The organism is Roseateles chitinivorans, from assembly GCF_002761755.1.
Taxonomy (GTDB): domain Bacteria; phylum Pseudomonadota; class Gammaproteobacteria; order Burkholderiales; family Burkholderiaceae_C; genus Roseateles; species Roseateles chitinivorans.
In genome coordinates this window covers 1-11,121 of sequence record NZ_PEOG01000111.1, presented here as the reverse complement: position 1 = coordinate 11,121, position 11,121 = coordinate 1, and the positions used below count along the sequence as shown (strand labels likewise).

Genomic DNA, 11,121 nt, shown 5'->3' with positions numbered 1-11,121 from the left:
GGCCGACCTGTTGGACCTGCGCGCGCCGGGCCTGGAGCCCGAGGCTCAACTCGCGGTCATCACCGGCGACCTCCCGCAAGGCGCGGTGCCGTCGCAGGCGCTGGAATCGGTCCGGCTGCTGATGCTGGTCAGCGATTGGGTGCTGCGGCCGGCACAACAGGAGGAACTGGCCAACGGCTGGCCGGCGCTGCACAGCCGCCCGGCGCTGCAGTTCGCGCCGGTCGCGATCACGCCCGACGAGCTGCCCGGTGCCTGGTACCTCGGTCGCGCGGCGCTGCAGCTGCAGATCATGCGCAACGGTCGCAAGCAGGCGGTGGTCGACGCGAAGGCCGGCATGCAGTGGTCCTTCGGCGACCTGCTCGCCGAGGCCACCCGCAACCGGCCGCTGCGCGCCGGCACGCTGGTCGGCGCGGGCATGCCGGCGCTCGGCAAGCCGGTCGTGCTCGAAGCCGGCGACAGCCTGCGCATCGAGTTCAAACTCGGTGACGGCCCCGGCCCCTTCGGCGCCATCGACATGGACCTCGCGGACTCGGAGGACGCGTCCGCGCTCGCGACCGATGCCGATGCCGATGGCGATGGCGATGGTGACGCCGATGCCGCCGACGAGCCGCCGCCGGCAGACAGCCACGAGCCGCCGCGTGCAACGGACGAGGCCTCGCACGAGGCGTCCGTCCAGCCCAGGGCCGCCAAGGCGGCCGATACCCACGAAGGAGACCTCGATGAACCTGCTTCGCCGTGACCTGATCGCGCTGCTGGGCGCGGGATGCGCCTCGCCTTGGGCGATGGCCTTGAGCCTGAGCGAGGGCGATGCCGCCTCCGGCGTGCGCGCGGCCCTGGAGCGCGGCGCGCAGGCGGCGCTTGCGAACCTGGGTCGCACCGACGGCTTCCTGGGCAATCCGCAGGTGCGCATCGAGCTGCCGGGGGCGCTCAAGGACGCGGCCCGGCTGCTGCGCACCACCGGCCAGGGCCGGCGCATCGACGAGCTGGTGACCTCGATGAACCGCGCCGCCGAGCAGGCGATGCCCGAAGCGCGCCAGTTGCTGGTCAACACCGTGCGCAACATCAGCGTCGAGGACGCGGTGAGGATCGTGCGCGGCGGCGACAACGCGGTGACGCAGTTCTTCGAAGACAAAACCCGCGCGCCGCTGACGACCCGCTTCTTGCCGATCGTGACGAAGGCGACCGAGCGCCAGTCGCTGAGCGAGAAGTACAACGCCGTCGCCGGCAAGGCCATGGGCTTCGGCCTGATCCGCAAGGAGGATGCCAACCTGCAGTCCTATGTCACCGACAAGGCGCTGGACGGGCTGTACTTCATGATCGGCCAGGAGGAGAAGAAGATCCGCCAGGACCCGGTGGGCACCGGCAGTGCGATCCTGAGGAAGGTCTTCGGCGGATGAGTGCGTCGGCCGATAGGCTGCCGCCGATGCGGAGCATTTGCGTGCGGAGATGCGTGCCGCGCCGCACGGCGAAGGCCCTGCGGGCGGTAGGCGGGGCGGGGGCTTCCTACAATCGCGACCCATGAACGCCCCGACCGTCGCCCGTCCTGCCGCCGCCTACACCCGCGGCGCCGCCTTGCCCGCGCTCCTGGCGCAACGCATCGCCGTCCTGGACGGTGCGATGGGCACGATGATCCAGCGCTACAAGCTGACGGAGGCGGACTTCCGCGGCACCCGCTTCGCGGACCATCCCAAGGACCTCAAGGGCAACAATGACCTCCTGGTGCTGACCCGGCCCGACGTCATCAGCGAGATCCACCGCCAGTACCTGGACGCCGGCGCCGACATCATCGAGACCAACACCTTCGGCACGACCACCGTCGCGCAGGAGGACTACGGGCTGGAGGCCTTCGCCTACGAGATGAATGTCGCCGCGGCGAAGCTCGCGCGCCAGGCCTGCGATGCCTTCAGCACGCCGGACAAGCCGCGTTTCGCGGCGGGCGCACTCGGCCCGACGCCGCGCACCGCCTCCATCAGCCCCGACGTCAACGACCCGGGCGCGCGCAATGTCGACTTCGACACGCTGCGCGCCGCCTACTACGAGCAGGCCAAGGGGTTGCTCGAGGGCGGCGTCGACCTGTTCCTGATCGAGACGATCTTCGACACGCTCAATGCCAAGGCCGCGATCTTCGCGGTGGACCAGTTGATGGAGGACACCGGCGAGCGCCTGCCGGTGATCATCTCCGGCACGGTGACCGACGCGTCGGGCCGCATCCTGTCGGGACAGACGGTGACCGCGTTCTGGCACTCGGTGCGCCATGCGCGTCCGTTGGCCATCGGCCTGAACTGCGCGCTCGGCGCGGCGCTGATGCGGCCCTACATCGAGGAACTGTCGAAGGCGGCCGGCGACACGCCGATCTCCTGCTACCCGAACGCCGGCCTGCCCAACCCGATGAGCGACACCGGTTTCGACGAGACGCCGGATGTCACCGGCCGTCTGGTCGGCGAGTTCGCCGCGGCGGGCTTCCTGAACATCGCCGGTGGCTGCTGCGGCACCACGCCCGACCACATCCGCGCGATCGCACAGAAGGTCGCCGCTTATCAGCCGCGACGCTGGGGTCAGCCGATCTTCAGCGGCCTGATCGCCGAGGAAGCCTGAGCCTTCGCCACCCCCGCGCCTCAATACAGCTTGAGCATCGCGTCCATGTGGACGCGCAGGCGGACCTCATGCGGCGCGAGGCTGGCGGAGATCGCCTGCGCCGGCAGCCGCGTGTCGCGCAGCACCGGCACGGTCAGCGGCGTGCCGCTGCGGCCGATCAGCGCCGCCACCAGCGGCTCGCTGGCGCTGTGGCCCCGCTTGAGCACCATGCCCTCCTCGCCATTGGTCAGCCGGACCAGCGAGCCCGGCGGATAGAGGCCGATCGCCTTGATCAGCGCGGCGCCGGCCTCGTCGGGTTGCTGGAGCTCGTCCAGATAGACCGCCCGCGCGGCCTGCGCCGCCGATAGCGCCCGGCGGCTGCGGCGCGGGCTCAGGCGCGCGCCATAGACGTCGATCCGGCGCAGCAGGCGCGCCATCAGCTCGCCGTCCGAGCGGCCGGCCAGCGGCCCGGGCCCGGCGTCATGATGCAGGCGGACCGCGTTCAGCCACGCCTCGTCGTCGACGCCGATCTCGCGCAGCGTGGCCGCCGCGCGGTCGCCATGGCCGGCCAGCTGCTCGCGCTGCGCCTCACCCAGCGCCTGCGGCTGCATCGCGTGCTGGTCCTGCTGGACGCCACTGTCCAGGTTCATCGTCAGCGCCGCCAGGCCGAGGGTGCGCCGGCGCCCTTCGCTCCAGCCGAGCTGCCGGGTGGTCATCTCGGCCAGCACCAGCGACAGCAGCGCATGCCGCGCGCTGTACTGCAGCGGCTCCTGGCCCGCGTCGTGCACCAGCATCGCCAGCGAGGCATCGGGCTGCTGGTTCAGGCGCGACAGCACGGTGTCCAGCAGCTGCGCCAGGCGCAGCAGGAAATCCGGCCGGCGCGGATCGCGCAGCACCTGCTGCGCATGCCACTGCAGGTCGGCCCAGATGGCGGTGTGCGCCGGTCCTGCCGACACCGGCAAGGGCATCGGCCGCGTGGGCTTGTACTCGGCCTTCGCATTGGCCAGCGCAGACAGCGAGGCACCTTGCAGCATCATCGTGTCCAGCTTGTGGGCCAGGGCGCGCTGGTACTCGCGCGTCTCGTGGGCCTGTACCCAGGGCCCGCGCGCCAGCAGCTCGCGGACCTGCGGCGTGTCGGGCAGCGGTTGCCCCGCGGCGAACAGCAGGTGCCCCGCCGCGTCACGCAGCGAGAACGTCAGCACCTGTCCCACGCGCAGGCTGTTTGATGGAAGTTGGACCAGATCCACGTCGTCTTCCCGGCGACTGGACGTCGCCCTCTCGTTGTTGTCGTTGTCGGACTGTCGTCGCGCTGTCGCCGGTTCCCTCGACCGTGGCGCGCTGCGGGCGAGCATAGGCGCGTGAGGGGCGTCGGCGGGCATTCCGGCACGAACAAAGCAGGGCCGGACCGGTAGAATGCACGCCGTTTCCGCTGCCAGCAATGCCGCATTCGCGGCATCGGGGCGGCGGTGGTTTCCGAGGAGCGTTGCGACAGGTCCCGTCATCCGGGTGCCCGCCAGGCTCGGAACGGCGCGGTCGGACCCCGGGACCCCGCTGAACAACGACGCTCACCGTCCCGCCCCGCGCGGGGTTGCGGTGAGTTGCGCGGCCCCGTCTCGATCCAGCTTCCTCCAGCCTCGAAGAGCGCCGCCGCCATGTCCGCCCTCCCTCCCGCTTCCGACGCTTCCGACGCCGACGGTTCCGGCCGCACCGCCGTTCCCCCGATGAAGCTCTCCGGCCTGGAGCCGGTGGCCATCGGCGCGGGGACCCTGTTCGTGAACATCGGCGAGCGCACCAACGTCACCGGCTCCAAGGCCTTCGCGCGCTTGATCCTGAACGGCGAATTCGAGGCCGCGCTGGGCGTGGCGCGCCAGCAGGTCGAGAACGGCGCGCAGGTGATCGACATCAACATGGACGAGGCCATGCTCGACAGCAAGGCCGCGATGGTGCGCTTCCTCAACCTGATCGCTTCCGAGCCCGAGATCGCGCGCGTGCCGATCATGATCGACTCGTCGAAGTGGGAGGTGATCGAGGCCGGCCTGAAGTGCATCCAGGGCAAGGGCATCGTCAACTCGATCTCGCTGAAGGAAGGCGAGGCCGAATTCCGCCGGCAGGCCAGGCTGATCCGCCGCTACGGCGCGGCGACGGTCGTGATGGCCTTCGACGAGACCGGCCAGGCCGACACCTACGAACGCAAGATCCAGATCTGCGAGCGCGCCTACCGGATGCTGGTCGACGAGATCGGCTTCCCGGCCGAGGACATCATCTTCGACCCCAACATCTTCGCGATTGCCACCGGCATCGAGGAACACAACAACTACGCGGTCGACTTCATCAACGCCACCCGCTGGATCAAGCAGAACCTGCCCGGCGCGAAGGTCAGCGGCGGCGTGTCCAACGTGTCCTTCAGCTTCCGCGGCAACGAGCCGGTGCGCGAGGCCATCCATACCGTGTTCCTGTACCACGCGATCCAGGCCGGCATGGACATGGGCATCGTCAACGCCGGCATGGTCGGCGTCTACGACGAGATCCCGGCCGACCTGCGCGAGCGCGTCGAGGACGTGGTGCTGAACCGCCGCGAGGACGCGACCGAGCGCCTGCTGGAGGTGGCCGAGTCGGTCAAGGGCGCCGCCAAGGACGACAGCGCCAAGCTGGCCTGGCGCGCGGGCGACGTCGAGGCGCGGCTGTCGCATGCCTTGATCCACGGGATCACCGACTTCATCGTCGAGGACACCGAGGAGGCCTGGCAGGGCATCCGGGCCAAGGGCGGCCGTCCGCTGCATGTGATCGAGGGACCGCTGATGGCCGGCATGAATGTGGTCGGCGACCTGTTCGGCGCCGGCAAGATGTTCCTGCCGCAGGTGGTCAAGAGCGCGCGGGTGATGAAGTCCGCGGTCGCCCACCTGGTGCCCTACATCGAGGAGGAGAAGCGCCAGCTCGCCGCCGCCGGCGCGGACGTGCGCTCCAAGGGCAAGATCGTCATCGCCACCGTCAAGGGCGACGTGCACGACATCGGCAAGAACATCGTCACCGTGGTCCTGCAGTGCAACAACTTCGAGGTCGTCAACATGGGCGTGATGGTCCCGTGCCAGGACATCCTCGCCAAGGCCAAGGTCGAGGGCGCCGACATCATCGGCCTGTCCGGGCTGATCACGCCGAGCCTGGAGGAGATGCAGCACGTCGCCGCCGAGATGCAGCGCGACGACTACTTCCGCGTCAAGAAGATTCCGCTGCTGATCGGCGGCGCGACCACCAGCCGGGTGCACACGGCGGTGAAGATCTCGCCGCATTACGAGGGGCCGGTGGTCTACGTGCCGGACGCGTCGCGCTCGGTGGGCGTGTGCTCCGAACTGCTGTCGGATGAGCGCGCGACGCGCTTCATCGACGAACTGAAGTCCGACTACGAGAAGGTCCGCGAACTGCACGCCAACAAGAAGCAGACGCCGCTGGTGACGCTGGCGCAGGCTCGCGCGAACAAGCAGCGCGCCGACTTCACGACCTACACGCCGCCGGTGCCGCGCTTCATCGGCCGGCGCCAGTTCCGCAACTACGACCTGGCCGAGCTGGCGCAGTGCATCGACTGGGGCCCGTTCTTCCAGACCTGGGACCTGGCCGGCCCGTTCCCGGCGATCCTGAAGGACGAGGTGGTCGGCGCCGAGGCGCAGCGCGTCTTCAGCGACGGCAAGCGCATGCTGCAGCGCCTGATCGAGGGCCGCTGGCTGACGGCCAACGGCGTGGTGGGCCTGTACCCGGCCGCCCAGGTCAACGATGACGACATCGAGATCTACAGCGACGAGTCGCGCTCCGAGGTGCTGATGACCTGGCGCGGGCTGCGCATGCAGTCCGAGCGGCCGGTGGTGGACGGCGTGCGCCGGCCCAACCGGGCGCTGGCGGATTTCATCGCGGCCAAGGGCACGGTGCCGGACTACATCGGGCTGTTCGCGGTCACCGCCGGCCTGGGCGTGGACAAGAAGGAGCAGCAGTTCATCGACGACCTGGACGACTACTCGGCGATCATGCTCAAGGCGCTGGCCGACCGCCTGGCCGAGGCCTTCGCCGAGCGGCTGCACCAGCGGGTGCGGATGGACTTCTGGGGCTACGCGGCCGATGAGGCGCTCAGCAACGAGCAGCTGATCGCCGAGGCCTACCGCGGCATCCGTCCCGCGCCGGGATATCCGGCGTGCCCGGATCACCTGGTCAAGCGGGACATGTTCCGCGTGCTGCAGGCCGAGGAGATCGGCATGGCGCTGACCGAAGGCATGGCGATGACGCCGGCGGCCAGCGTCAGCGGCTTCTACTTCGCGCATCCGGAAGCGACTTATTTCAATGTGGGTCGCATCGGCGACGACCAGGTGGCGGACTGGGCGGCGCGCATGGCGCTAGATCCGCAGGACGCGCAACGAGCCCTGGCGCCACTGCTGGGCTGACGCGCCCGAGCAACGAAAAGCGCACGACGCGGCCTTGTCCTACAGGCCGCGTTTCACCCATTTACAAACGGAACAAGAACCGGCCACCGCGACTTGTAACAGCGTGGCATTCTTCGCTCGTCCCCCGAGGTAGGGGAAAACCATAAGAGGTGAATCATGGCGTTGAATACCAATCAAAAGATCGCGGCGGGTGCAGTTGGGGCCACCGTGCTGGTCGTGGCAGCGTTCTTCGCGGGGCGGCACCAGTCGGCGCCGTCGATGCCGGACACGCCGGTCGCGGCGGCCGAGCAGCAGGGCAACATCGTCGATCGCAACGGCGCCAATGCCGCCGACGAGGCGCGCGCGGCGCGCCGCTCGGGCGACCAGGCGGTGCAGCAGCGCACGGCCAATGACTCGCATCGTGGCTCGCAGTCGCGCGATGGCGGCTCGACCGGCTATGCGGACAACAACGGCAGCGCCGGCCAGGCCGAATCCCGGCTGTGCGCGTCCTGCGCGACCGTCCTGTCGGTGCGCACCGAGGCCCGTGAAGGCCAGGGCACCGGCATCGGCATGGTGGGTGGCGCGGTGGTCGGCGGCCTGCTGGGCAGCGCGGTCGGCGGCGGCACCGGCAAGAAGATCGCCACGGTCGGTGGCGCGGTGGCCGGTGGCTACGCCGGCAACGAGATCGAGAAGCGCCAGCGCAGCACGACCGTCTGGGTGGTGAAGATGCGCAACGCCGACCAGAGCAATCGCACGATGACGTTCAGCCATGACCCCGGCGTGCAGAGCGGCGACGTGGTGCGCGTCAGCGACGGTCAGCTGATCCGCCAATAAGTCGGACCCCTTTCGCGGTCGCCCCACCGGCGTCCGCGATCCCCGAAGCGCCGGCCTCGCCCGGCGCTTCTGCTTTTCGGCGCTCCCACATCGAACCTCATTCGTCGCGGCCCGGCAGCGCTCGACGCCATTGGATGGCTTCCGCGACGTGGGTGGGCGTGACAAGGTCGTCCGCCGCCAGGTCGGCGATGGTGCGCGCGATCCGCAGCACGCGATGAAAGCTGCGCCCCGACCATGCCAGTCGCGCCGACGCGCGGTGAAGCATCGCCTCGGCTTCCAGCGTCATGCGCAGGTACTCGTCGAGCTGACCCGCGGCCAGCCGGCCGTTCACGCAGCCCTGCCGGGCCTCGGCACGCTGGCGGGCTGCCGCGACGCGGGCGGCGACCGTGGCGCTGGGCTCGCCATCCGGCGCGGCCGAGAGCACTGCGGCCGGCAGCACCGGCACCTCCACCGTCAGGTCGATGCGGTCGAGCAGCGGCCCCGAGAGCCGGTTCTGGTAGCGCGTGACCTGGTCCGGCGTGCAGCGACAGGCCTTGGTCGGATTGCCGAGATGGCCGCAAGGGCAGGGGTTCATCGCGGCGACGAGCTGGAAGCGCGCCGGAAAATCCGCTTGATGCGCGGAACGGGAAATGTGGACCCGCCCGGTCTCGAGCGGCTCCCGCAGCGCCTCCAGCGACAGCCGTTGGAACTCCGGCAGCTCATCCAGGAACAGCACCCCATGCTGGGCGAGGGTGATCTCGCCCGGACGCGGCGGTGAGCCGCCGCCGATCAAGGCCGCGGCGGAGGCGCTGTGATGCGGCGACCTGAACGCGCGCTGCGCCCACAGCGAGGGCCGGAACTGGCCGTTCGCACTCAGCAGCGCGGCGGATTCCAGCGCCTCGGATTCCGACAAGGGCGGCAGCAGCGTCGGCAGGCGCTGCGCCAGCATCGACTTGCCGGTGCCCGGCGGCCCGACCAGCAGGACGCTCAAGCCGCCCGCCGCCGCAATCTCCAGGGCCCGTTTCGGCCCCGCCTGTCCCTTGATGTCGCGCAGGTCGAGCGGCGTGTCGGCGGGCGGCGGCGGATCGCGCTGCACGCGGGGCAACGGCGCATCGCTGCCGGGCTGCAGAGCGTTGACGAGGTCGAGCAGATGGGCGGCCTCGCGCACGACCAACCCCTGCACCAGAGCCGCTTCGTCGGCGCAACCGCGCGGCAGGATCAATTCGCGATCGAGCCTGGTGGCGCGCAGCGCGAGCGCCATCGCCAGCGCGCCCTTCACCGGCCGCAGTTCGCCGGACAGGCCCAGCTCGCCGGCGCATTCGAGTTGGGCCAGAAGCTCGACGTCGATCTGGCCGCTGGCGGCGAGGAGCCCGAGCGCGATCGGCAGGTCGAAGCGCGCGCCTTCCTTGGGCAGGTCGGCGGGCGACAGGTTCACGGTGATGCGCTTGTTCGCGGGGAACTCGAGCCCGCTGCTCTGGAGCGCGGCGCGCACCCGCTCGCGGGACTCCTTGACCTCCAGGTCGGCGAGGCCAACCAGTGTGAAGCTCGGCAGCCCATTGGCGAGATGGACTTCCACCTCCACCGCCGCCGCCGACAGGCCGTCCAGCGCGCGGCTGTGGATGATCGCAAGGGACATCGCCATGGTGTCTCGGACACGGATCAGCACCTGGCCTTCCGCACCCACTCGGGTCATGAGGCCGGCAGTGTCGGCATCGCCGGATTTCACGCCTAGCACCCTGTTGGGGCGTTTCGAGGGTTAACCATTCCCCCGCTACTGCATGTTTTTGGTGCGCGATGGCGCTTGACGGGGCGGTATCGGCAACCGTTCGTCGCGGCATGAGCCGGATTGGGGCTCTTTCAAAGGGGGACGGTCGCTTGGCACAAAAGCTGCAAAGCCTCGTCCGGAAGCAGTCGCCCAGAGTCGCTCAACAATCAGGAGCCCCCGCGCATGAAGCCTTTCGCCGCCGTCCGCGCCGCCGCCATCGCGGCCACCGTCGTCGCCACCGCCCTCCCGGCGCTGGCGCAGGAGGCCAACCCGCTGTCCTTCAACGTCAGCGTCACCTCCGACTACCGCTATCGCGGCATCTCGCAGTCGCGCCTCAAGCCCGCGCTGCAGGGCGGCGTCGACTATGCCCACGCCAGCGGCTTCTACATCGGCGCCTGGGCCTCGACGATCAAGTGGATCAAGGACAGCGGCGGCGACTCCGATGTCGAGATCGACACCTACGCCGGCTACAAGACCGAGGTCAGCTCCGGCGTCACCGTCGATGTGGGCTTCCTCCGCTACAACTACCCGAGCAACAAGCTGGCCACCAGCGCCAACACGAATGAGCTGTACGGCGCCGTCACCGTGGGGCCGGCCACGCTGAAGTACTCGCACAGCATCAGCAACCTGTTCGGTTTCGCCGACTCCAAGCAGAGCGGCTACCTCGACCTGAGCGCCACCTTCGACGTCGGCGGCGGGGTGACGTTGACGCCGCACATCGGCCACCAGAAGGTCAAGAACAACGGCGACTTCAGCTACACGGACTATTCGCTGACCGCCAACAAGGACTTCGAGGGCTTCACCTTCGGCCTGGCCTTCGTCGCCACCAACACCGACAACTACATCGGCGGCAAGGGCAAGGACCTGGGCAAGAACGGTGTGGTCGTGTCCGTCAAGAAGGTCTTCTGAATCTGAACCAGGAGAGCGCGGGCGGATGGCCGCGCCGCCCTCCGCGCCGCGCATCGAGGAGAAAACGTCATGAAACTGATCACCGCCGTCATCAAGCCCTTCAAGCTGGATGAAGTGCGGGAGGCCCTGAGCGCCATCGGCGTGCAGGGGCTGACCGTCACCGAGGTCAAGGGCTTCGGCCGCCAGAAGGGCCACACCGAGCTGTATCGCGGCGCCGAGTACGTCGTCGACTTCCTGCCCAAGGTCAAGATCGAGGCTGCCGTCGCCGACGGCGTCGTCGAGCAGGTCATCGAGGCCATCGAGAACGCCGCCCGCACCGGCAAGATCGGCGACGGCAAGATCTTCGTCTCCCCGCTGGATCAGGTGATCCGCATCCGCACGGGCGAGACCGGCCAGGACGCGCTGTAAGCGTCCCGGTCGAGCGCTGAAACGTCGCGGCCACCGAGGGCGGCCGCTCCGCAGTCCGTTGCAGTCCCGCGCCGCGCCGCCGCCCGGCCCGTCGCGTCCGCCGATCCCCAAAGATCCAACGAAGAGAGTCCCGATCATGAAGAAACTACTCGCCTGCCTGGCCCTGGCCGCGGCAGCCTTCACCAGCCTGGCCCCGGCGGCCATGGCGCAGGACGCGGCTTCCGCGCCCGCCGCCACCGCCAGCGAGAC

General features: G+C 69.6%; 9 protein-coding genes and 1 riboswitch. Of the genes, 7 read left to right on the top strand and 2 right to left on the bottom strand.

The window, feature by feature from the left end:
* The 3 genes from CS062_RS23985 to CS062_RS23975 all read left to right on the top strand — a co-directional run.
* On the top strand, positions 1-739 hold a 739-nt coding region (locus CS062_RS23985; protein WP_143742488.1), incomplete at its 5' end, for a fumarylacetoacetate hydrolase family protein.
* The gene (locus CS062_RS23980; RefSeq protein ID WP_099864289.1) at positions 720-1,397 is read left to right on the top strand and encodes a DUF4197 domain-containing protein; all 678 of its coding nucleotides are present in this window, start codon (positions 720-722) and stop codon (positions 1,395-1,397) included. The genes CS062_RS23985 and CS062_RS23980, both read left to right, overlap by 20 nt.
* 121 nt (positions 1,398-1,518) lie before the next feature.
* Positions 1,519-2,595, top strand: a complete 1,077-nt coding sequence (locus CS062_RS23975) for a homocysteine S-methyltransferase family protein (protein ID WP_099864287.1) — start codon at positions 1,519-1,521, stop codon at positions 2,593-2,595.
* A gap of 20 nt (positions 2,596-2,615) precedes the next feature.
* Here CS062_RS23975 and CS062_RS23970 read toward each other — a convergent pair whose 3' ends face one another.
* Positions 2,616-3,821 carry an HD-GYP domain-containing protein gene (locus CS062_RS23970; RefSeq protein WP_143742487.1) on the bottom strand — a complete coding sequence of 402 codons (1,206 nt, stop codon included), beginning with the start codon at positions 3,819-3,821 and terminating at the stop codon, positions 2,616-2,618.
* Positions 3,822-4,043: 222 nt separating this feature from the next.
* Positions 4,044-4,148: riboswitch (S-adenosyl-L-homocysteine riboswitch) on the top strand.
* Positions 4,149-4,226: 78 nt separating this feature from the next.
* Here CS062_RS23970 and metH point away from each other — a divergent pair.
* Complete coding sequence (metH, locus tag CS062_RS23965; protein WP_438270499.1) at positions 4,227-6,998, top strand: methionine synthase; 2,772 nt, start codon at positions 4,227-4,229, stop codon at positions 6,996-6,998.
* A 156-nt stretch (positions 6,999-7,154) separates the two neighbouring features.
* On the top strand, positions 7,155-7,811 hold the full coding sequence (locus CS062_RS23960) for a glycine zipper 2TM domain-containing protein (protein WP_099864282.1): 657 nt from the start codon (positions 7,155-7,157) through the stop codon (positions 7,809-7,811).
* A 97-nt stretch (positions 7,812-7,908) separates the two neighbouring features.
* Here CS062_RS23960 and CS062_RS23955 read toward each other — a convergent pair whose 3' ends face one another.
* Positions 7,909-9,426 (bottom strand): YifB family Mg chelatase-like AAA ATPase, encoded by a 1,518-nt coding sequence (locus tag CS062_RS23955; protein WP_099864292.1) that lies wholly within the window; start codon positions 9,424-9,426, stop codon positions 7,909-7,911.
* A gap of 312 nt (positions 9,427-9,738) precedes the next feature.
* Here CS062_RS23955 and CS062_RS23950 point away from each other — a divergent pair, with 312 nt between their 5' ends.
* A complete protein-coding gene (locus tag CS062_RS23950) occupies positions 9,739-10,464 on the top strand; it encodes a TorF family putative porin (protein WP_099864281.1) in 726 nt (241 codons plus the stop codon).
* Between the two features lie 69 nt (positions 10,465-10,533).
* A complete protein-coding gene (gene glnK / locus CS062_RS23945) occupies positions 10,534-10,872 on the top strand; it encodes a P-II family nitrogen regulator (protein WP_067066343.1) in 339 nt (112 codons plus the stop codon).
* The last annotated feature ends 249 nt before the right edge of the window (positions 10,873-11,121 follow it).

Excerpts from the sequence above, each read along its gene's own strand:
- CS062_RS23980 (WP_099864289.1), top strand. The coding sequence starts at position 720 with ATGAACCTGCTTCGCCGTGACCTGATCGCGCTGCTGGGCGCGGGATGC.
- CS062_RS23975 (WP_099864287.1), top strand. The coding sequence starts at position 1,519 with ATGAACGCCCCGACCGTCGCCCGTCCTGCCGCCGCCTACACCCGCGGC.
- metH (WP_438270499.1), top strand. The coding sequence starts at position 4,227 with ATGTCCGCCCTCCCTCCCGCTTCCGACGCTTCCGACGCCGACGGTTCC.
- CS062_RS23960 (WP_099864282.1), top strand. The coding sequence starts at position 7,155 with ATGGCGTTGAATACCAATCAAAAGATCGCGGCGGGTGCAGTTGGGGCC.
- CS062_RS23955 (WP_099864292.1), bottom strand. The coding sequence starts at position 9,426 with ATGTCCCTTGCGATCATCCACAGCCGCGCGCTGGACGGCCTGTCGGCG.
- CS062_RS23950 (WP_099864281.1), top strand. The coding sequence starts at position 9,739 with ATGAAGCCTTTCGCCGCCGTCCGCGCCGCCGCCATCGCGGCCACCGTC.
- glnK (WP_067066343.1), top strand. The coding sequence starts at position 10,534 with ATGAAACTGATCACCGCCGTCATCAAGCCCTTCAAGCTGGATGAAGTG.